Source organism: Acidaminobacter sp., from assembly GCF_030247605.1.
In the GTDB taxonomy this organism is placed as follows: Bacteria; Bacillota; Clostridia; order Peptostreptococcales; family Acidaminobacteraceae; genus Acidaminobacter.
The window spans coordinates 72,708-93,410 of the sequence record NZ_JAOTSB010000003.1 but is presented as its reverse complement, the minus strand read 5'-3'; the positions used below and the strand labels follow the sequence as shown (position 1 = coordinate 93,410).

18 protein-coding genes are annotated in these 20,703 nt (G+C 47.0%); 4 read left to right on the top strand and 14 right to left on the bottom strand.

The genetic code is table 11. The annotated features are described in order from the left end of the window. Window positions 1-17: 17 nt before the first annotated feature. The 8 genes from OEL90_RS02355 to OEL90_RS02320 all read right to left on the bottom strand — a co-directional run bounded on the left by OEL90_RS02355 (window position 18) and on the right by OEL90_RS02320 (window position 8,542). Entirely contained in the window at window positions 18-1,166 is a 1,149-nt protein-coding gene (locus tag OEL90_RS02355; RefSeq protein ID WP_291403453.1) for an NAD(P)/FAD-dependent oxidoreductase, read from the bottom strand. After that, a complete protein-coding gene (locus OEL90_RS02350) occupies window positions 1,163-1,948 on the bottom strand; it encodes a (2Fe-2S)-binding protein (protein WP_291403455.1) in 786 nt (261 codons plus the stop codon). The genes OEL90_RS02355 and OEL90_RS02350 overlap by 4 nt, the downstream gene beginning before the upstream one ends. Before the next feature lie 56 nt (window positions 1,949-2,004). After that, window positions 2,005-3,084: an NAD(P)/FAD-dependent oxidoreductase gene (locus OEL90_RS02345; RefSeq protein ID WP_291403457.1), complete on the bottom strand. Its 1,080-nt coding sequence runs from the start codon at window positions 3,082-3,084 to the stop codon at window positions 2,005-2,007. Then, window positions 3,081-3,392 (bottom strand): (2Fe-2S)-binding protein, encoded by a 312-nt coding sequence (locus OEL90_RS02340; protein ID WP_291403459.1) that lies wholly within the window; start codon window positions 3,390-3,392, stop codon window positions 3,081-3,083. Before OEL90_RS02340 ends, OEL90_RS02345 begins: the two co-directional genes overlap by 4 nt. A 272-nt stretch (window positions 3,393-3,664) precedes the next feature. Beyond that, the gene (locus tag OEL90_RS02335; protein WP_291403461.1) at window positions 3,665-5,179 is read right to left on the bottom strand and encodes a sodium-dependent transporter; all 1,515 of its coding nucleotides are present in this window, start codon (window positions 5,177-5,179) and stop codon (window positions 3,665-3,667) included. Window positions 5,180-5,620: 441 nt separating this feature from the next. After that, complete coding sequence (locus OEL90_RS02330; protein ID WP_291403462.1) at window positions 5,621-7,405, bottom strand: sigma 54-interacting transcriptional regulator; 1,785 nt, start codon at window positions 7,403-7,405, stop codon at window positions 5,621-5,623. Between the two features lie 48 nt (window positions 7,406-7,453). Then, window positions 7,454-8,131 (bottom strand): PAQR family membrane homeostasis protein TrhA, encoded by a 678-nt coding sequence (gene trhA / locus OEL90_RS02325; RefSeq protein WP_291403464.1) that lies wholly within the window; start codon window positions 8,129-8,131, stop codon window positions 7,454-7,456. Between the two features lie 36 nt (window positions 8,132-8,167). After that, complete coding sequence (locus OEL90_RS02320; protein WP_291403466.1) at window positions 8,168-8,542, bottom strand: PH domain-containing protein; 375 nt, start codon at window positions 8,540-8,542, stop codon at window positions 8,168-8,170. A 414-nt stretch (window positions 8,543-8,956) separates the two neighbouring features. On the opposite strand from OEL90_RS02320, the gene OEL90_RS02315 reads away from it, so the two are divergent. The 3 genes from OEL90_RS02315 (at window position 8,957) to OEL90_RS02305 (ending at window position 12,280) form a co-directional block, all read left to right on the top strand. Continuing rightward, a complete protein-coding gene (locus OEL90_RS02315) occupies window positions 8,957-10,024 on the top strand; it encodes a pyridoxal-phosphate-dependent aminotransferase family protein (RefSeq protein WP_291403469.1) in 1,068 nt (355 codons plus the stop codon). 65 nt (window positions 10,025-10,089) lie between these two features. Continuing rightward, window positions 10,090-10,998, top strand: a complete 909-nt coding sequence (locus OEL90_RS02310; RefSeq protein ID WP_291403471.1) for a D-2-hydroxyacid dehydrogenase — start codon at window positions 10,090-10,092, stop codon at window positions 10,996-10,998. A gap of 34 nt (window positions 10,999-11,032) precedes the next feature. After that, entirely contained in the window at window positions 11,033-12,280 is a 1,248-nt protein-coding gene (locus OEL90_RS02305) for a DUF1015 domain-containing protein (RefSeq protein ID WP_291403473.1), read from the top strand. A gap of 63 nt (window positions 12,281-12,343) precedes the next feature. On the opposite strand, the gene OEL90_RS02300 is transcribed toward OEL90_RS02305, so the two are convergent. From OEL90_RS02300 to OEL90_RS02280, 5 genes are all read right to left on the bottom strand, one after another. Then, complete coding sequence (locus tag OEL90_RS02300; RefSeq protein ID WP_331488094.1) at window positions 12,344-13,786, bottom strand: nicotinate phosphoribosyltransferase; 1,443 nt, start codon at window positions 13,784-13,786, stop codon at window positions 12,344-12,346. A 124-nt stretch (window positions 13,787-13,910) separates the two neighbouring features. Next, entirely contained in the window at window positions 13,911-15,170 is a 1,260-nt protein-coding gene (locus OEL90_RS02295; protein WP_300686997.1) for a PIN domain-containing protein, read from the bottom strand. An 11-nt stretch (window positions 15,171-15,181) separates the two neighbouring features. Next, window positions 15,182-16,330, bottom strand: a complete 1,149-nt coding sequence (locus tag OEL90_RS02290; protein ID WP_300686995.1) for a hypothetical protein — start codon at window positions 16,328-16,330, stop codon at window positions 15,182-15,184. Window positions 16,331-16,385: 55 nt separating this feature from the next. Continuing rightward, a complete protein-coding gene (gene ygiD, locus OEL90_RS02285) occupies window positions 16,386-17,174 on the bottom strand; it encodes a 4,5-DOPA dioxygenase extradiol (RefSeq protein WP_291404646.1) in 789 nt (262 codons plus the stop codon). Continuing rightward, window positions 17,171-17,914 carry a pseudouridine synthase gene (locus OEL90_RS02280; protein ID WP_291404645.1) on the bottom strand — a complete coding sequence of 248 codons (744 nt, stop codon included), beginning with the start codon at window positions 17,912-17,914 and terminating at the stop codon, window positions 17,171-17,173. The genes ygiD and OEL90_RS02280 overlap by 4 nt, the downstream gene beginning before the upstream one ends. Before the next feature lie 234 nt (window positions 17,915-18,148). Here OEL90_RS02280 and OEL90_RS02275 point away from each other — a divergent pair, with 234 nt between their 5' ends. Then, complete coding sequence (locus OEL90_RS02275; RefSeq protein ID WP_291404644.1) at window positions 18,149-19,087, top strand: AEC family transporter; 939 nt, start codon at window positions 18,149-18,151, stop codon at window positions 19,085-19,087. Between the two features lie 156 nt (window positions 19,088-19,243). Here OEL90_RS02275 and OEL90_RS02270 read toward each other — a convergent pair whose 3' ends face one another. Then, window positions 19,244-20,683, bottom strand: a complete 1,440-nt coding sequence (locus OEL90_RS02270) for a CHAD domain-containing protein (protein WP_291404643.1) — start codon at window positions 20,681-20,683, stop codon at window positions 19,244-19,246. Between the last annotated feature and the right edge of the window lie 20 nt (window positions 20,684-20,703).

Genomic DNA, 20,703 nt, shown 5'->3' with positions numbered 1-20,703 from the left:
GTCAACGACTCCAAAATTTAGACCACCGAAGGCTCAAAGACCAGTTTGTTTTGCTTGATTCGACTGAGGGTCAATGTCTCTACCGGCAAAGTCAGCTTTTCTCCCAATATGTATTCAGACATGATCAGACCTGTCGAAGGGCCAAACATAAAACCATGACCACTGAACCCAGCGGCAACATAGAATCCCTCCACCTCTTCAACTGGTCCATAAATAGGTTGACGGTCCGGAGACATATTGTACAGACCAGCCCATTGTCTGAGTACTTTTGCGTTTCTAAGCGGCGGTAAAAGTTTTGTAGCGCAGAGTGCCATTTCCTCAAGGAATTGCCAGCTGCTGGTCGTCCTGAGGTCCCGCGGTTCGTTCTCATCTCCGCGTCCCATGATGATGCCGCCATGCGGGACCTGCTGACAATAGATGTTCAACGAAAAAGACATGACCATAGGCCCCAGAATCTCTTCTATTGGCTCTGTGACAAGAATCTGATGTCTTTCAGAATAAACCGGAAGGTCAACGCCTGCCATTTGAGCAATTTTTTGAGAATAGCCGCCTGCGGCATTTAGAACAACAGCTGTAGCAACATCACCTTTATTGGTTCTGACGCCCCTGATTTTTCCGTTTTCTACATCGATCCCCGTTACTTCTGTGTGCGTCATGATCGTAGCGCCCAAGCGTTTCGCTGCATCAGCAAAAGCTTGAGTGGTATGAAAAGGATTCAGATGGCCATCCTTTTGATGGAACGCCGCTGAAATCAACCCATCCGTATTCAGAAAAGGAACGATCTCTTTCGCTTCTTCTAAGGTAAGCAGTTTCGAATGGATCCCCATTCTATTTTGGACTTCAATATTTTTGATAAATTGTTCATGCTCCTTATCGGTGCTGGTCACCAATAAATAACCGCCCTGCTTAAATTCAATGTCACCGTCGTATTCCAGCTCTTCGTTCGCAGTCTCAAAGAAATCGCACGAATGCTTAGAAATCATACAGTTGAGCTCGGTCCCCCACTGCTGGCGTATACCGGCGCCGCAGCGGCCTGTAGATCCACTTGCCAGGTAGCCCTTTTCAATCAGGAGTACATTTTTCACACCTTTTTTCGCCAGGAAGTAGGCTGTTGCGCAACCGGAAATCCCACCGCCAATAATGACCACATCTGCTGTCTTCATCATTTGCTGTGCCCCCTTACGGCTTCATCAGCGATTTCGCCGAGCTTGAGAGATTTTACAGGCTGCCTGTAAGTACCAAGTGTCAGCGCCTCCATGGACTTGCCAGTCATAATTGAGATCTCTTTCAAAACCATTGGTCCGCAGTTTTTGGATTGACACGGTCCCATCCCTACCCTGCTGAGCCGTTTAATTTCATCAAAGGTCGTGTAACCCTTTCTGATCAGCCCCCTGATCATGCCCAGACTTACATCAGAGCATCTGCAGACAATCACATCATCATCCGCTTGTCTTACCTCAACCGGTTCGACTTTGATGTTTCTGATTTGACGGACGAAAGGCTTTCCTACAGCGACAGAGACCACAGCCGTCCTGTCCATAGCTTTGGTGTTCAACACTTTTATGACTTTGACCGGCGTTATAAAATTGCCTTCCCGGTCCAGACCTTTAATAATCATGCCAGGTTCAGGCATAGGTAAAAATTCATAAGGCAATTTTACCAAAGCCTCAGTATCTGAATAGGTCATATCCACCGCCATGATCGCAAGGCCCGGACACTTGCCAATACAGAGGCCACAGCCATTGCAATTGTCCTCTACAACGACCGGTCGATCATTAATATCTTCAAAGGGTCGAATGCCTCCGCGATGACAGGCGGTATAACATGGATTACATGGGATTTTTTTGTAACATTCAACGACAATAATCGCCCCCCGATTCAGACGCTCTTCAGACGGAAAGACGCTGTCGATGTCCTCAGGTGTTGGTATTCCAGTATTTTCGAGCATTATGCTTGGCACCTCCAATTCATGATGAGCAATTCACAGGCTCTCGAGAAAAGACTTTAAGCTGTTGAAACTTCTGAGATCCCTTGTCTGATTCTCGCGCCTTCAGGGCCTGCCCGCAGTGCGCTGAGCTGGTCTATGTAATCTGATTTGAGCGCATCCAGGCGATCTGACTGGCGGCCTGTATAAGCCGCTGCAGACAATCCGGCCAAGTAACCTTCAACCATGGCACTGCTGGCTTCTTCGATACCTGCGACGTCTCCTGCAATAAAGAGGCCCTCAATCGAAGTCATCATTTCAGAATTTCGAATTGGCACATATCCACCCAGGGCAGCCAAATATTTCATTTCACAGCCCGCTTGCCATAGCAGCTCTGACAGAGGTGAAAGCCCGACCGCAATGCACATGACATCGACATCCAGGTCAATTTCAGTTCCCGGAATAGGTGACCAATTTTCATCCAGCTGCCAGATTGTTGCACTTTCCAGGGCGTTTTTACCGCGGGCTTCTTTGACCGTATAGCGCGTATAGATTGGAATCCCTAAACGTCTGATTTTGGAGGCATGCACAAGATACCCGCCTATTTTGGGACCACCTTCGACAATGGCCTTCACGTTGATCCCAGACTGCATGAGCTGATAGCTGACGATCAAGCCAATATTTCCGGCACCAATCATGAGAACATTGTCCCCCGGTTTGACGCCATAGACATTCATTAAGGTTTGAACCGCGCCGGCGCCATAGATCCCCGGCAAATCATTGTTTGGAAACGGTATGCTTTTTTCGCTGGCCCCGGTCGCCACGATAATGGCATCCGGATCGACTTTTAAATAAGTGCCTTCTTTTTCAAGTGTCACGATACGATCTTCATAAAGACCAACTACGGTCGTATTTTTCCATACTTCTATATTGGGTGATTGATCTATTTTCTCAAGCAAAAGCTTGCCAATGTCAATGCCTCTTGTAGACGCGTACTGCTTTTCTGAACCAAAGAACATATGTGTTTGTTTGACAAGCTGCCCGCCAAGGGCGCCGTCTCTTTCTACCAACAATACCTGACATCCCATTTCTGCAGCGCTAAGCGCGGCGCACAATCCGGCAGGACCTCCGCCTATGATGAGTGTTTCCACTTTCTTCACAGAAGTTCACCCTTTCCTTCCTGTGTCCTGACTGTCATGCCCTCTTCCAGCATTGTCACGCAAACCTTCACATTTGCTTCACCATTGACCTCCATCATACAGGAGGAACAATTTCCAATCGCGCAATAAAAGCCGCGGGGCCTGTTTCTCTCAATGCTGTGACTGAGAACTCTCACGCCTGCAGCGTGCAGAGCAGCGGCAATGGTCTCCCCTTCATAACCGGTTATTTCTGATCCGTCAAAATTGAAACTGATTTTTTTGCCTCGATCAAAACTTAATATTGGATGCTTTTCGAGTCTGGATGACATGCTGACATACCCCCCTGGTCGACAACCTTCCTTTTGCTTCGGGGACCGAAGACTGTCTGAATAGATTCAGTAACCACGCTTTATGCCGAAGGACCTTTGGTACAATGCTCATAATGCCGTTTCAGTCACTATGAGCATTGTCAACCGTCAAAGGCCTCCAGGTTATGACTTATTCGGGTTTAGGTTTGCTTGCCTTATAAAGCAGTAAACCGAAACCAATAAAATACGAACCCGCCACTATGATCATCATTATCATTGAGGTTGTCGACATCTTAAGCACGCTCCTCTGCAACCATTTTAATTTCCTCTTCAGCAGTAATATCTCGTCCCGGACCAATTTTTCTGGCAAACCAGTTGTTGGTCATGTAGGCCGCGATCAGAACGAGCACGCATTGGAATATGATAGTGCCTGGCGTAAAGACCTCAAACGGTGCCCACCAATTGTCCGGATACCAGCCAACCGCCTGCCAGAACCACCATGCGGTAATCGAAACAAAGAAAACCGGGAAGAGTCGGATACAGACTGACCACCATTTACCAATCTGGTAGTCGGACCACGGCATGTTGATATCCTGCGTACGTGCTTTTTCGACGCCGTATTTAACCATGGCGAAGGCGACAAACAAGCCGCTGACGAGCAAACCAATGCCCCATACCCAGTCCTGATTGTCCAGGAAATTTAGGCTGTAAGCCGATGGTATACCGAGTAAAAAGCTGCCTATAACGACAACCAATGTTGCCTTTTTCCGTTCAAAGCCCATATCCATCATATTTCTGACACCGACCTCGATCATTGGAAGCAGTGATGATAGTGCCGCAATTGACATAGCCAGGAAGAACATGGCGGCGGCGAGATTGCCCAGCGGCATTCTTGTAAAGAGCTGCGCGAGATAGATAAAGGTAATACCGGTATTTCCCTGTGCCAGCGCTTCATTTGCGAATTCAATGCTTGGCGACAGTGCAAAAATCGCCGGAAGTACTGTCATACCTGCAATGAGTGCGCCAACGTTGTCGCCGACGCCCATGATCAGACAGTTGCCTGCAACGTCCTCTTTGCGTTTCGTGTATACTGCATATGTAATGATGAAACCCCATCCGGCACCTGTTGACCATGCTGCCTGGGTAAAAGCCGCCAGCCAGATTTTAGGCTCTGCCAGCATGTAAAATTTTGGGCTGAAAAGATACTCAAGACCTTGGGCCGCACCAGGAAGCGTAACGGCTCTCAGCATAGCGGTAATTAATAGGACGAACAAGGTAGGAATCATTATTTTAGATGCTTTTTCGATCCCTTTAGTGACACCCTGATAAATTATAATGCCTGCAATTGCCATGGAAATGAAGTGGAAAAGTATGGTCTGTGACGGCGTTGTCGTGAAGACATTCCAGATTTCTGCGGTCTGCTCAGTTCCCATACCCGGCTTGAAAGTACCTGCGACAGCCAAAGTAAAGTACTTCACACACCACCCCATGACGACTGAATAGTAAAAAGCAATTGCCAGACAGACGATCATGATCCAGGTGCCCATCCATGTATATTTCTTTCCGATAAAGTCTCTGAAGGCACCTACAGTTCCCAAACCTGTCTTTCTGCCCATGACCATTTCGCCCATAAGCAGTGGTATAGCCCATACGAATAAAGCGATTGTCCAGGCGATAATGAACGGTCCGCCGCCATTTGCAGCTGCGACTCGCGGAAATCTCCAGATGTTACCGGTTCCGATAGCCATGCCAATCGAAGCCAGTATAAATCCCCAACGACTTCCCCATTGTTCGGTGTTTTTGCTCATTCACATAGTCCCCCTTTGATTTTTTAGTACGAACGACGATCCTCCTTCTTGGCCAAGTTTATTTTAAGTGAACGTCACACTGAGCAAGCGTGACGGGCCAATCTCATACTACTGTTGTAAGGTTAGGTTTACTTGTGACAGCACTTGTCATTGCATAAGGACGCTTCGTCAACTTATGTCGCAAGCACTGTGCCAACTATTTGAAAGCTTGAATTTCTAAAAAAATATATTTTGGGCGCTGATAGCAATGCTTTCAGCACTGCTAATTATTGAAGGCGACACGCGTCTTCAATTTTCATGTCAGTTTTCCGACACTTAAACCTTCATAAATTTTCATTTTTCAACTGAAACCCCTACTTATGTATTGAAATTTATACAGTTACGAAAAAAACCGACAATGTCGAATATATGACATGTGTCGGTTTTTCGACACTCACTTACTCAAATCCCGTAGTGATTGATTTTGTAATAGAGTGTACTTCTTGGAATATTTAAGGCTTCTGCCGCTTTTTTCTTGTTGCCATTATGGGTCGTCAGAGCCTTAGAGATCATTTCCACTTCCTTGTCCCGAATCGTTTTGTCAATTTCAGCCAGTGTTTCTGCCTCATTCTTAAATTCCGGTCTTTCATCCGGACAAGGTGCGCTCTTTTCACTTTTAGCCAGATTAGGCGGCATAGTCTCAATAGTCAGTTGGTCAGATCGACCGACAACCAGCATATATTCAACGACGTTTCGCAATTCGCGTATGTTGCCTGGCCAGTTATACCGGAGCAAAACGTTGAAAACAGCATTGTCAATATGCGGCATTTTTCTATGATTTTTTTTGCACCCTTCTTCCAGGAACCGATTGAATAGCAGCGCTATGTCCTCACGTCTTTCTCTTAATGGCGGAAGACTGATTTCCACGACATTCAGGCGATAGAATAAGTCTTCTCTAAAAGAGCCCGCTTTTACCATTTCCAAAAGATTTTTATTGGTTGCACAAATGACTCTGACATCCACCGGAATTCTGCGTTCTGCCCCTACTTTAGATACCATGCCGTCCTGAAGGACTCTCAGAAGTTTTGCCTGATGTTCCAGTGTCAAGTCGCCAATTTCATCCAGGAACAGCGTCCCCTCGTGAGCCAGTTCAAAAAATCCTATTTTCCCTGTTTTAAGTGCGCCTGTGAACGAGCCGCCCACATAGCCAAAAAATTCGCTCTCGAAGAGTGCCGCGGGCACCGCACTACAGTTGACAGGTACAAATAATCCCGCTCTGCGGCTGCCCTCATGAATCGCCCGGGCGAAAACTTCCTTGCCCGTTCCGCTTTCTCCCGTGAGCATGACATTGGTATCCGTCGCAGCGACATGGGTTGCTAATTCAATACGGTTTTGGATCACCGGATTGTTGCCCAGAATGCCATTAAAAGTGAAACTTCCCTTTGACATTTTTTCTACTTCTTTTTTGAGTAAATCAATTTCAACATTAGCGTTGACCAGCTCGTTGGTCAATTGATTGTACTCCGTGACATCCCGTTCTGTAGCAACGACGCCTAAATATTCGCCGTCTACGACAATGGGCAAAGCACTGACTATGACATAGTAGTTTGGTTTTGGCGCATGATACACGTTTTCGATTGGAATTCCCGTTTTCATGACCGACAAACTAAGGGCATTCGGGAAAAAATCTTCTAATTTTTTATACAGGATTTCTGAAGGCTTCAGGTTATAAATGCGTTCTGCGTTCTTATTCCAAAGCAGCACATTGCCATCCCGGTCAGTGACTGTGACAGCTTCGTGCATCTGATGGATGACCGCCATATATTGTTTGTTGATAATCTCCAAAAATCTGTAATAACTGTCTCTGAGATTTTCGCTGCGTATTATGCCTGTGATTCTGCTCCCATTGAAGATAGGAAGGCAGCCAATTTTTCGTTCAATGAGAATTTGCCGCACCTCGCTCAGAAGCATCTCCTCAGTGCCGGTTATAACTTTTTTCAGAGCAAACTGTGACAGCGGCGCCTCCAGACTTTTCCCAAGCTTGATCAGCTCTGAAATATCCCTGAAAGTCAGTATGCCCAAAAGATGCTCTTCCTCCTTTAGACTCCTGACCACCAGCACTTCGGGAATATTCTCCCTTAGCATCAGTTCCACCGCGAAGGATAGTTTTTCACTCGGCTCCAGCTTCAGAACATTGTCGGACATCACACCTTGAACGGTATAACGGGAGAATTGAACTTCCAGCATGCCTTCCATCCTTTCAAGAATCTTGACTAGCCTAAAGCGGACGCATCTTTATTTTACTGCAAGATATCTGAAGATGCCCAGAAAATGAAGGACACTGCCCGCTAGAACAAATAAATGCCAAATAGCATGATGGTAAGGAATCTTTTTAACAGCGTAAAAAATTGTGCCGATGGTATAGGCCGCGCCCCCCGCAAGAAGCCAAATCAGGAATCCAACCGGAACAGTCTGCGTCATTGGCTTTATTGCGATCACCGCGATCCATCCCATCAGAATATAGAGGGCCAGGGAAACCCCTTTATATCTGTCCATTTTGTTATATGTCACCACTTTAAAAACAATGCCGGAAATTGCGATCACCCAAATGGTACTCAGGATGCCGACACGCCAATATCCTTGCATGGCAATCAGCGTTACGGGCGTATAGGTCCCTGCAATCAACAAAAAAATTGCCGAGTGGTCGAGTACCCTCATAATACGTTTTATTTTTTCTTTTCTGAAACTGTGATAGAGCGTAGAAGCTGTGTAGAGAAGGATGGAACTGACGCCGTAGATCGCAAAGCCCGTTATTGCCGCAGGACTCTTCATCCAAATGCCGTAGACCAATAATATGGTCATGGCAACAATACTGAATACAATCCCTATGCCATGAGAAACACTATTGGCAATTTCTTCTCTCAGGGTATACATCTTTTTCTTGCTGGTTTGAATTAATTCGTTTCTTTCCATAGGTCATGCATCTCCTACAATTGTCGATCCAGTGAGTTACAGTATATATTCTCCGATCATTTTATTGAATCCGAGGATATCAAAGGTGCCTTTAAATTCAAATCTGATTTTTCCAAGTCCTGAAAACCAAAGATCCAGTTCGCAGTCCAACCCAGGTTCCCCTGCTGTTTCAACAGAGAAAGCCTTAACTTTGATATAAGGCAATGACGTATAGTCTTTTTTCAGTCCGGTTGTTCCGCGTTCCTTAATTATGATGACGCGTTTCGTAGTAAAAATAACATAATCTCTGGCAAAACAAAAAGTAGCAAAGACCTCTTCGCCTTCGATCAGCATTGGAGTAACACGTTTCAGTGCAGTTTTAAAATCGAATGGTTCCAATACAAATAAAGCGTCCTTTGAAAAATCGATCATCCTTGCGGGCTAAACACCAAAGCAAGATGTGCTGGAACGCGCTCAGGCATTTGCCCTAACCTCCTCCACAGCTGAATTTTTGTGATTATATACCAATTTATTTATCTTACAAAACTGTAAAATAGAAAAGAACGGTTCGAAACACTCAATACCTCTAAATTCAGGTTCCGATTTATCAAGTGTTCTGCCTTTATTATACTGGATTTTTCGTTAAATGACCAGTTGTCCTGAGGATGTCTCTTCAATTGCACTTAGGATTTGAGTACAAATACGAGCATAAAAATGCAAAATCAATAACATAATCTTTCTTGTTAAAAAATTAATTTATTTGATTTTGCATAAAAAAGGGTAGAATAAGAATGTTAGGCGTAAGATTTGAAAAAAACAATTACAAACATGTCAAGGAGGGTCACTATGCATAAAAAACTTTTCATCCCAGGTCCAGTGGACGTCAGAGAAGACGTCCTCCAGAAAATGGCTACACCAATGATCGGTCACCGGTCAAAAGCGGCTTCCGCGCTGCAAAAAGGCATTTCCGACAAGCTTAGACAGATGATGTACACAGAAAACACCATCCTGCTTTCCACTTCATCCGGAAGCGGCGTCATGGAAGGTGCAGTTCGTTCTTGCACAAATAAAAAGGCAGCTGTCTTCTCTGTTGGCGCTTTTGGCGACAGATGGTACAAAATGGCCACTTCAAACGGGATCCCTGCTGATCTTTTCAAATCAGAGCCCGGCAAGCACACCTCAGCTGAAATGGTTGAGAAAGCTTTGGCTACTGGTGAGTACGACTTAGTCACTGTCACACATAACGAAACCTCTTCCGGTATTCAAAATCCGGTTGAAGAAATTGCGGAAGTCATGAAAAAGTATCCGGAAGTCATTTTCTGCGTTGACGCGGTCAGCTCCCTGGGCGGCGCGAAAATCGAAGTCGACAAGCTCGGCATCGACATTTGTATCACTTCCAGCCAGAAGTGCCTCGGGCTCCCTCCGGGAATCGCGCTTTGCAGTATTTCTCAAAAAGCTGTTGAAGCTGCAAAGAAAGTCAAGTACCGCGGTCTCTATCTGGACCTCCTTGCCCTTTATGACAATGTCATTAAGGACGATCAATATCCTTCTACACCAACCCTTTCCCATATGTTCGCACTGGATTACCAGCTCGACCGCATCATTGAGGAAGGCTTTGAAAACAGATTCGCGCGTCATACCGAAATGGCGAAAGTCGTCCGTGAATGGGCTAAAAAGCACTTTGCTCTTTATCCTGAAGAAAAGTATGCTTCCAACACGCTTACGACTATTGTCAACACCAAAGGCATCAGCGTCGCTGATCTCAACAAGAAACTCGGAGAGCGCGGTTTTGAGATCTCCAATGGCTATGGCGATTTGAAGGAAAAGACATTCCGCATCGCGCACATGGCTGATATGACCATGGAAGAAGTCCATGATGTTCTCAGAAATATCGAAGATATTCTCGGACTGTAATCCCCCGGCACTTGATTCACAGCTTCACCCCGAGCTTTTAAAAACAATTTGAAAAGGAGTTTTATATGCTTAAAATTCTCGCAAACGACGGTATGGAACAAAGCGCGGTAGCGCATTTGACGAACCTTGGTCACGATGTTGATACCAATAATTACGATCAGGAAACGTTGAAGACTGCCCTGCGCGACTATGATGTCATAGTCATCCGTTCCGCCACAAAACTGCGCAAAGACATCATCGATGCTGTAGAAGGCTCCAGACTTAAATTAATGATCCGTGCCGGTGTCGGCATCGATAATATCGACGTCGAGTACGCGGAATCCAAAGGCATTGCTGTAAGAAATACGCCTAACTCCAGCAGTGCTTCTGTAGCAGAGCTTGTCATTGGCCACATGTTCAGCCTGGCGCGTTTTATTCACATTTCCAATCACACCATGAGACATGGTGAGTGGAATAAGAAACACTACGTCGGCACTGAAATTTGCGGCAAGACACTCGGTGTTATCGGTTTTGGCAGAATTGGTCAAGAAGCGGCTAAGCGTGCCCTGGCCCTCGGTATGAAAGTACTTTATCAAGATTTGCTCGGTCCTAGAGCAGGCCTTGACGAGTACCACTACGCTGACTTTGAGACAATCCTCGAACATGCCGACTACATCACTTTGCATATTCCGGCGACGGCTAACAACAAACCTCTTCTGGATGCGGCAGCGTTCGCAAAAATGAAAGATGGCGTCTACATCATCAACACCTCCCGTGGTGGTCTGATCGATCCTGACGCTCTGATTGATGCCCTTGATTCCGGAAAAGTTGCCGGTGCCGGCCTGGATGTGTTCATCGAAGAGCCTCTCAAGGATGAACGACTGATGAAGCACCCTAAGATTTCCATGACACCGCACATCGGCGCATCCACAGAAGAAGCTCAGCTTCGCATTGGCGCTGAAGTCTGTGATGTTATCGAAAAATTCTTTGCGTAAATGACGAGATTCAACCACTATTAGGAGGTAAATAATGGCAATTGTAAAACCCTTTAAAGCGATCCGCCCTGCGACTGAACTGGTAGAAAAAGTCGCATGTCTTCCCTATGATGTTATGAATACTGAAGAAGCTCGGGAAATGGCAAAAGGAAATCCTCATTCTTTCCTGCATGTCGTCCGTCCGGAGATCAACCTCGCGGCTGATCAAGATCCTTATGCAGACGTTGTCTATGAGACTGCCAGAAAGAATCTGGATGCTTTTGTCGAAAAAGGCTACATGAAAGAAGAAGCAGTTCCACTGTTCTATATCTACAGACAGCTTATGAACGGCCGCGTACAAACGGGCATTGTAGGTTGCACCTCCATTGATGATTACCTTAATGACATCATCAAAAAGCATGAGTTTACACGCCCGGTCAAAGAAGTTGACCGCATTCAAAACTTCAGCTTCTGCGAGGCGCACACTGAGCCAGTGTTCCTCACTTATCGCAATCGTAAGTCACTGACTACGATTATGAACGACTGGATCAAATTCCATATGCCTGCTTATAATTTTACTACAGATGATGGCATTACCCACATTTTCTGGCCAATTGGCGATCTCAGCATCGTCAGCGAAATTGAAAAAGAATTTGCGGATATTGACTTCCTCTACATTGCGGATGGCCATCACCGCTCGGCCTCCTCTGTCAAAGTCGGCCTTAAGAAGCGCGAAGAGAATCCTGGGTTTACAGGCAATGAAGAATTCAACTACTTCATGGCTGTTATCTTCCCGGATGATGATCTTTTCATCATGGATTACAATCGCGTGCTTACAGATCTGAACGGTTTCAGCGAAGGAGATTTCCTAACGAAAGTTGCGGAAAAATTCGATGTTTCTGACGCGCCTGTCGGAACACCTTATAAGCCAATGTCCAAGCATACTTTCGGGATGCTGCTCGACGGCAAATGGTATATCCTCAAAGCAAAAGAAGGCATCTATGATGAGAAGGATCCGGTAGATCGTCTGGATGTCTCCATCCTTCAAAAGAATCTTTTGGGACCGGTTCTCGGCATTCAGGATCCAAGAACTGACAAGCGCATTGACTTTGTCGGCGGCATCCGCGGTCTTGAAGAACTTGAAAGACGTTGCGCGCTGGACATGAAGGTCGCATTCTCCATGTATCCAACCACAATGGATGACCTTCTTGACATCGCAGATGCAGGCGAGGTTATGCCTCCTAAGTCAACCTGGTTTGAACCAAAACTGAGAAGCGGACTTTTCGTCCACAGCTTCAAGTAATTACAGAACAAAAAGAAGTCGGCGTCATCAGGCCATAAGCCTGTGACACCGACTTCTTTTTGTTTAAATTGAACTCATGCTTTTTCTCAGGCGATCTCTGCAATCCCATAATTTCTGGGACAAGTCCACATAATAACCATGGGGATTCTCAAATCGAAGTGCTTCTTCCCATAATGTTTCAATCTGTTTCATGCAAAAAGCCTGAATCTCTTGAAGCGTTGGCGTTTCATACACACATTCGCCATTTTTGAAGACGGGGATCAGCAGCGGCTTAGCGATAAAGTTTTCAATAGTTTTTTGTTTCCACGTCTGCTCAGGATCGAAGATCGTATAGGCGCCGGAGTCATCCACAACCTCTTCGTGATGGGTTATGAGGTCCGAGATAGCTTTTCCGGTGGTTCTGTCAAACAACCGCCAAACCTGCTTAAATCCAGGTATAGTAGTTTTGCTGATGTTCTCACTCAGCTTCATCTTCGGAACCCATTCGCCATCCTTTTGTACTGCAGAAAGCTTGTAGACCCCTCCAAAGACGGGTTCTGACTTGGACGTGATCAAACGCTCCCCAACCCCAAAAGTATCCACCTTAGCGCCTTGGATTATAATATCGCGAATGATGTATTCGTCCAGCGAATTTGACGCAACGATTTTACAGTCCTCAAATCCAGCATCATCCAACATTTTGCGGGCTTCTTTCGACAGATAAGTAATGTCGCCGCTGTCAATGCGGATCCCCTTAGGTCTGAAACCCAAAGGCACAACCACTTCCTTAAAGACTTTGATGGCATTAGGTACACCGGACTTCAATACATTGTAAGTGTCCACCAAAAGCGTACAGTTGTCAGGATAAACCGACCCATAGGTCTTAAAAGCCTCATATTCAGAATCATACATCTGAATCCAGCTGTGGGCCATGGTCCCCATGGCCGGAATGCCAAAGATCTGCTCGACAACAGTACAGGACGTGCCTATACAACCGCCTATAAAGGCCGCTCTTGCGCCAAGCACTGCACCATCATATCCATGGGCGCGTCTGGATCCAAACTCCATGACAGCCCTTCCCTGGGCTGCTCTGACTATACGATTTGCTTTAGTTGCAATAAGGCTCTGGTGATTCAGGGTCAAGAGCACCACCGTTTCAATAAGCTGAGCCTGTATGACCGGTCCTGTCACGACAAAAATGGGCTCATTAGGGAAGATCGGTGTTCCTTCAGGCATAGCCCAAACATCACAGCTAAATTTGAAATTTTCGAGATAGTCGTAAAATTTCTCATCAAAAATTGCTTTTTCCCTGAGAAACGCAATATCCTCTTTTTCGAATTTTAAATCCTTAAGGTATCGAATGATCTGATCGAGCCCTGCCATGATGGCAAAGCCGCCGTCATCCGGTACTTTTCTGAAAAACATATCGAAACAGACGATTTGATCCATCTTCCCCGACAGCAAATAACCATTCCCCATTGTTAATTCATAGAAATCTGTCAGCATAGCCAATTTGTTGACTTTCAAGCTGAAGCCTCCCTCACGGCACGGCCTTCAAAGTGTGCCTCATGATGTTTTACTTGCATTTTACCTATTAAATCCACTTTATTCAAGTTTTGACCTTATATTTCAAAAACATCACAACTCTTGACTATTCGGCCGCTGGATCTTTTGAAGCCACAAGTCCCGTTTCACCAGCATCTTCAGTGACGTTCGTTTTTTCTGCTGACTTGGATGTACCATTTTTCTTCCTTGGCCTGCCCGGTCTGCGTTTCTTCTTGTCGACCGTCTTTTCATGAGGATCTGCCGAGGCTCCGGTCTGAATGGTCTCCGGATGAGGCTCCATTTCCGGCTTTGCCTGTGATTCTGATTGTCCTTCTGCCATGGATTCAACATGGATCACCGGCAGCTGGTCCATATCACGTTCAAAGCGCACCCCTTCACTCTCCGAGTGCTCAGCCTTAGACACAGTTTTAGCAGCCGGCTGTTTCCTTTTACGCCCGCGCGTCTTTTTCTTAGTTTCAACAGCCGGTTTCTCGTGGTGAGTCACCGGCTCACCAGCAACCAATTCTGTCATTTCAGCTGATGAACCGGCCTCCATAGGCACTTCTCCACCGTTGGATGTCTCAATAAGGTGATCCCCATGAAAATTCAAGCTTTGCATCTCATCTTCAGGCCGCAGATCTTCAGTGCGCTCTATGACCGGCACAAACCCTTCATGGATCTCAGACATGGTCTCATCAAGTTCCGGCACAACTGGCGGCAATGTCTTTTGATATTGTTTGTGAAGCGCCTTCAATTTGCCATAGACAGGGTGATTGCCCTTCTTTCCAAAGGCTTTTACCAAACGGTCATGCAAGGTATTTAATGTAAGCGACTCCTTGAAAATAGCATCTGCTTTCTTCAAGTCAGAAGGACTCAATTTTAAACTTACCAAACATTTTCGGATGAACGCTGCGAATTCCCATTCCTCAACCAACTCATCCGGTATAGGCTCATCTCTGACAAAGTCGACGTTCTGATCAATTTTCTCAATGGTTTCACACTGAATAATTTGGAATCCGCGATTTAAAAATGCAGTCACAACATTTTCATATCCCCGGTCTTTACTGATGATTGCGAACTGTGTGGACTGCGCCTCATAGGTATGACGCCCAATCTGATAGCCCACTTCAGCAATCAGCTGAAAATCGAGATTGTTTTTACCAGTGCCAATAGTATGGATGATATTCAGCTCACACTTTTTTCGAAGGAGTGTTTCCAGCACCACAAGGCTGATCTTGTGGGAGGCACTGCTGATAAATATGGTGACCGCGTCTCCGTCTGACAGCGCTTCAACGCCTTCAAATCCGGATTCGTGGACATTTTCGTAATCGATAAAGCAATGTGTTTTCCTGTTTTCCCGCTTCATGCTCAGCGCTCCTAATCCTTTGGTTTCTTATCGTCAAAATGGATGTCCATTACCCTTTCTCTTATCCGCCTGCGTCTTCTGCAGACAATCACTACTGCGGCAATAAAGGCTGAAGTCACCACGACAATCGGCAAAAATAAAATCATCATAAAGACCATCCCGTAGGAGGGCTTGACAACATTGAGTGACAGGACCGCTATCCCAACGATCAGGAGACCTGCAGCCACCCGTTTTTTGTGACGGGCAAAAAGTAAGGCTGCAATGAAGCTGAACACAGACGGCGGCCAGGTCCAAGCCAATAAGGCTGCTCTGGAATTGAGTCCGAACATCAGCGCCTTAGTGTCGAGCAAGCTCAAATACAGGTCTTCAGAACCTATGGCGTAATTCTTCAGGGTGTACCGCCCCGGCGCTTCGAGTTCCAGCGGCAGATTAGCCGCAGCGAACCAATTATCCGGAACAATCAGTTCGAGGTCGACGACCGCCTCACCATCGAAAAACCGGGCAGGAGAAAGCGCATAGTACAAGGTCCTGTAGTTGGTAAAGTAGTCAGAATGACTCAGATACCCACTTTTAGCCTCATAGGCCACCACGACTTCTGTCCGTTCCCGCGGTGCCAGTTCGAGAAGCCACTCTGTGATTCTGGCCGGTGTCTGAATCTGGCCGTAATAATCCAGAGATGTCTCCGGAAGCTCATTAAAGGGAGTGACAAAGGGAGGATCTTCTTCAGGCGCCCAGTTTTCAATATGGTAAGCTGCCGGCTCAATCTCTTTTGAAGGGACCCATTCGCTTGAACTCCGGATCTCAAAGCTCTGATCCTCGTAATCACCACTCATAAACCATAACGTCAGCGCCTGAGGGCTTTCCTTCGTGTTCTCAAAAATATAGGTGACTGTAATCTCAGCACTATAGAGCTCCGGCTTCCACTCCATCCTGAGATGTTCACGAACCAGCGCAACGCCTGGATTCTCCATGAAAATCACTTTATTTTGATCCGGCAAAATGCGAGGCGGACCGCTGTTGGCGAGGGCGGGCGGGCACTGGATCAAGAGAATGAGAAGCAGGCAAAGGGAAAGGCATCTCCAGCCGCGAGCCCCTTTTCTCGAACCCCGTACAGGCTTCAGTCCTGCCGCCAATTCCTTGTTTTTAGCCGATGGTCCCACGCCCCCGCCCCCTCTTTCCTTCAAACACCCAAAGCTGCTTAACGCTTATTTTGTGTCACTTAATCTCGACGTTATGATAGGCATAACTCGTCATTGACACCGAGCCCATGACACACGCTTCATTGAATACAGTGAGCCTGTCGTCGTCTCTGCTGGCTCCCAGGACATAAAGCAGCGGATCATAATGCTCCGGTGTCGGGAAAGCCAGCTTTGCGCAGTCCCCTGCCTGACTGTGATCCAGAATGGCCTCTACTTCACGCCGGACCATATTGTCCCGAATGTAGCCATCGAATTCATAGGCCCAGTCGAAACCATCGGCACGCTGCATTTGAACACGCCTCAGATTGTGAACCACATTGCCGCTTCCCAAAATCATCACACCTTGATCCCTGAGCTCAGACAGTGAACGTCCAATGTCGAAGTGCGTTTTCGCATCCGCTCGGCCGTTGATGCTCAACTGAAGAACGGGGATGCGCCGGTCGGGGTACATCCTATGGAGGACCGACCAAGTGCCATGATCAATACCCCAGGAATTGTCCGCCACGCACAGATGGGCATGTTGAGAAAGCTGGTTAAGAACAGCCTCTGCGGCTTCAGGCGATCCCGGCGCGTCATAGACAATCTCGTAGAGCTCTTTTGGAAAACCATACATGTCGTAGATCGTTCTGGGGGCAGGATCATTGTTGACCCGCGTGCCGTCTGTATACCAGTGCGCGGAAATTGACAAAATAACCTTTGGCTGCGGCAGTTTCTCTGCCATTTGCACCCAGCCTTTTGTAAAATCATTATCCTCTATAGCATTCATTGGGGATCCATGACCGACAAACAACGCTGGCATCCTCATTTTTTGGCGCCTCCTTTGCTTCTGCCCTTTTCTTCAATGGGATTATACCTTAGGCCTGCAACCTCTTCTTTGCTGAGTGGTCTCCAGTGACCGCTCTTTAAATCTCCCAAGCGCAGATCCATGATTCTGGTGCGCTTCAGCTTGACCACCTCATAACCCAGCGCCTCACACATGCGCCGTATCTGGCGGTTGAGTCCCTGAGACAGAACTATTCTGAAGCCATATTCCGAAACACGCACGACTTTGCAGGGCTTTGTCTTTGTATGTTGTCTTTTGACTGGATTATAGATTCTGACGCCATTGGACATGGCTTTAACAAACTCAGGTGTCACTGGCTTATCCACCTGAACGAGATACTCCTTCTCGTGATCGTTCTCTTCTCTCAGGATTTCATTGACGATTCCGCCATCATTAGTCAAGATAATAAGGCCTTCAGAATCTTTGTCGAGTCTTCCCACCGGAAAGATCCGGTGGGGGTGATTCACAAAATCGATTATATTGCCCTTAATATGACGCTCTGTCGTACAGGTAATGCCCACGGGTTTATTTAAAGCAATATAGACACTTGGCACTTTTTTGCGCAGGACTTTTCCTTCGACCTCGACGACATCTCCCTGCTCGGCCTGAGTTCCAAGCGCCGCGACTTTTCCATTCACCCTGACTTTACCCTCGAGAATGAGTCGATCCGCTTCCCGCCTTGAGCAAAGGCCTGTACTGCTGATATATACGTTAAGTCTCATAATTGAGTCACTCCATGCCTCCGGAGCGCTTTGCAGCACTTCCGCCGAAAAATTGTTGTAAGGTTGCGTTGAAAAGAAATTGCGTCTACAATAAAAACTATAGAAATACGAGGTGATAAGGTTGTTTTCTGTATTTTCTCCGTTTAAACCAATGACTGAAAAGCCACTTGGCCTATGAACAGATTTTTACTGTCTATAAGCATAATCTTTTTTGGGCTTCTGACGGGCCAGATCTTGAATAGAATCCTGTTTCGCAAAGCAGGTCGTTTGGAGGCTGACAAGGCTTCACAATACCTTGGCCGCGCAGAACTCACAGTCCGCAGAATGCAGCTGTTCGCCATGTTTGGGTTAAATCCCGTCGTCACCTTTGGCGCTTTCTGGGTCGTTCGGCTGGATGACCTCCGCTACGTCGCGCTTCCGTTAATTGGCGCTCTTGCTATCCTATCCGGCGGGATCCTGGCTTACGCAACTTCAAAAGGCATGGGACACGAAAGGCATCAGACCGGCGCCTTTATTTGCTCTGGCGCTTTTATGAACCTGGGAAGCTTTGGCAGTCTATTCTGCTATATTTTTTTAGGAGAAGCCAGCTACGCGCTCGCTTCCATGTACCGTTTGCTGGAGGAATTTCTCTATCTTTTGGTTGGATATCCAATCGCTCGACTTCACGGTACAACTGCGGGTGAGGAAGACAAGCAATCCGCGCTCATGAAAATTATAAAAGATCCTGTCTTTCAGATTTACATCACCAGCATTTCAGCCGGTCTGATCCTCAACTTCCTTGGTGTTGAGCGACCGTCGTTTTTCTCGCCCGTCAGTGCGGTCATTATCCCATTTTCGTCTTTCCTGCTGGTGACGTCAATTGGATATCGCATTAGATTCAGCGCGATCCGGCATTATCTGAAAGAGTGCCTGGCAATCTCAGTTATAAAATTCATAGCCGTACCTGCCATTGCCCTATCCGCTGCCTTTGCCCTGGGACTGGACACGCTCCAGGATGGTCTCGTCGTTAAGGTCGTACTGATCATGTCAGCCATGCCGCCGGCTTTCCATTCCCTGATTCCGCCCCAGCTCTATGGTTTGGATGCAGATCTGGCCAACTCCTTGTGGCTGTTTAATACCGGCATGCTGGCCGTCGTACTGCCCATCCTTTATGTCCTTCAAGGGTTGGTTTAGTTCGGCTTTTCTATCGCTCAACCCTTAATAAAGCCAGCTTCTCAAGTCGTCAGAACAAAAATTCATAATATTGATGCGCTTAATGAATGAGACCGCTTTTTAAAGCGGTCTCATGTTTTTGTCACTCATATCAGACAGAAGTCAAAAGACTGCATCTCACTTGAGCCATGCCTCAATCTCTTCCATCAGCCCGGCATGAACAAATTTTAACTGGGCACGGTACTCACAGCCCTGTCTCTCGCGAAAGCTGAGATAGCCGGAGAGATCTTTCGCGCCCTGTTTGGACTCAGCCTGGCTGTCAGAGAGGACGCCCCCCTCTTCAGTGAGCAGAATCTTTGACACCGCCACATCGTGCAGTGCGCCGGACAACGTCTGATAAGCTTCAAGGGCGTTTAGCAAGGCTCTGGATTCGAGTGGGATGATCTTTTCAACCGCCCTGAGGGTGTATCTGATTTTCTTCACGTCAATTCGGCTCGCATGAATTAAAGTGTCATTTTCAAAATCCATTTGGCCATAATGCTTTGTCCATTGCCGTAACCACAGTCTAACTCGTTTTAAGGCAAAAGTGTCAAGAGGCATTTCTGAGACTCTTTTTGAGAGGGCCGCATGTCGCATGCTGCTTTCCCAGGTTTGAAGGACATTTGCCCAGGAAAAATCCCCGGCTTCAGCAATTGCTGCGCCAGCTCGCTCAGCGAACACCGCAGATCTGAGAGCGATCCAGTCCACCTGCGACTCATTGTCAGCGCCTCCGCCAAGGCTCGCTGCGAAGTCTTCCATAGCCCTCAGTTCTACTGCGCTTTCTCTGGCGTCTTCAAAGGTGTGCAATGCTTTTCGAAGCTGCTTCTGTCCGCGTTCATAGCGGCGCGCTTTAAACAGAGGCTTGAAAAAAGACTGGAGTGCCTTGATCTGCCGGATAAACACTCTGAAATCATGCACACTCTTTTCATCCAGGACATGATGTTTGCGGAGCAGCAGCCAGGAGTCAACCTCTGAGAGAAATCTGAGGAAACCTTCCTCAACACTGCGATCCTTGGGAGAAAGAGTCAGCGTATGGTCTCCCGCTTGTACGGCATACCGTCTGAGCTCATCAAGGACCAGCGCGGCGCGCTTTCGCCAGGCAGGCCTGGAAAGGATAGGCTCACCTTCTAAAAGCCGCTGAAACACGTCTGCGTCCTTCAGCAGCTCGTCATAGTCCTCCTGTTGTTTTCCCTTAGCGCTGTGACGTCGGATCGCATTAACTGCAATGAGTTGGAACGATTCCGGCAACAGTTGGTTTTCTTTTAAAAAAACCGATACCTCAGCGGCGCCATGTTCGGCATGATCCTCAGGTACACCCCCGGGTCTGAGCCGGCCGGCATCATGGAGCAGGCCAATAATCTCCGCAAGCTCAGGATCAAGGCCTCTGATCCTTGCCAGGACAGCCATTAAAGCTGCCACCGTACGGACATGGGTGATTTCTTCAGCCAATAGACGCCATGGTTTAGACGCAAGGTCAAACCACCCTTCAAAAACCCAATCCAGAATTAAAGACGCGCGAAGGGTTGAATCCATGTTCAGGGCATTGTCTGCTTCTTTTTGGAAATCCTTTTTTGACATATCCTCAGTCCTTGAAATTT

Excerpts from the sequence above, each read along its gene's own strand:
- OEL90_RS02350 (WP_291403455.1), bottom strand. The coding sequence starts at position 1,948 with ATGCTCGAAAATACTGGAATACCAACACCTGAGGACATCGACAGCGTC.
- OEL90_RS02295 (WP_300686997.1), bottom strand. The coding sequence starts at position 15,170 with ATGAAGCGGGAAAACAGGAAAACACATTGCTTTATCGATTACGAAAAT.
- OEL90_RS02305 (WP_291403473.1), top strand. The coding sequence starts at position 11,033 with ATGGCAATTGTAAAACCCTTTAAAGCGATCCGCCCTGCGACTGAACTG.
- OEL90_RS02330 (WP_291403462.1), bottom strand. The coding sequence starts at position 7,405 with ATGCTGGAAGTTCAATTCTCCCGTTATACCGTTCAAGGTGTGATGTCC.
- OEL90_RS02320 (WP_291403466.1), bottom strand. The coding sequence starts at position 8,542 with ATGATCGATTTTTCAAAGGACGCTTTATTTGTATTGGAACCATTCGAT.
- OEL90_RS02280 (WP_291404645.1), bottom strand. The coding sequence starts at position 17,914 with ATGAGACTTAACGTATATATCAGCAGTACAGGCCTTTGCTCAAGGCGG.
- OEL90_RS02335 (WP_291403461.1), bottom strand. The coding sequence starts at position 5,179 with ATGAGCAAAAACACCGAACAATGGGGAAGTCGTTGGGGATTTATACTG.
- OEL90_RS02340 (WP_291403459.1), bottom strand. The coding sequence starts at position 3,392 with ATGTCATCCAGACTCGAAAAGCATCCAATATTAAGTTTTGATCGAGGC.
- OEL90_RS02355 (WP_291403453.1), bottom strand. The coding sequence starts at position 1,166 with ATGATGAAGACAGCAGATGTGGTCATTATTGGCGGTGGGATTTCCGGT.
- OEL90_RS02315 (WP_291403469.1), top strand. The coding sequence starts at position 8,957 with ATGCATAAAAAACTTTTCATCCCAGGTCCAGTGGACGTCAGAGAAGAC.
- OEL90_RS02270 (WP_291404643.1), bottom strand. The coding sequence starts at position 20,683 with ATGTCAAAAAAGGATTTCCAAAAAGAAGCAGACAATGCCCTGAACATG.
- OEL90_RS02310 (WP_291403471.1), top strand. The coding sequence starts at position 10,090 with ATGCTTAAAATTCTCGCAAACGACGGTATGGAACAAAGCGCGGTAGCG.
- ygiD (WP_291404646.1), bottom strand. The coding sequence starts at position 17,174 with ATGAGGATGCCAGCGTTGTTTGTCGGTCATGGATCCCCAATGAATGCT.
- trhA (WP_291403464.1), bottom strand. The coding sequence starts at position 8,131 with ATGGAAAGAAACGAATTAATTCAAACCAGCAAGAAAAAGATGTATACC.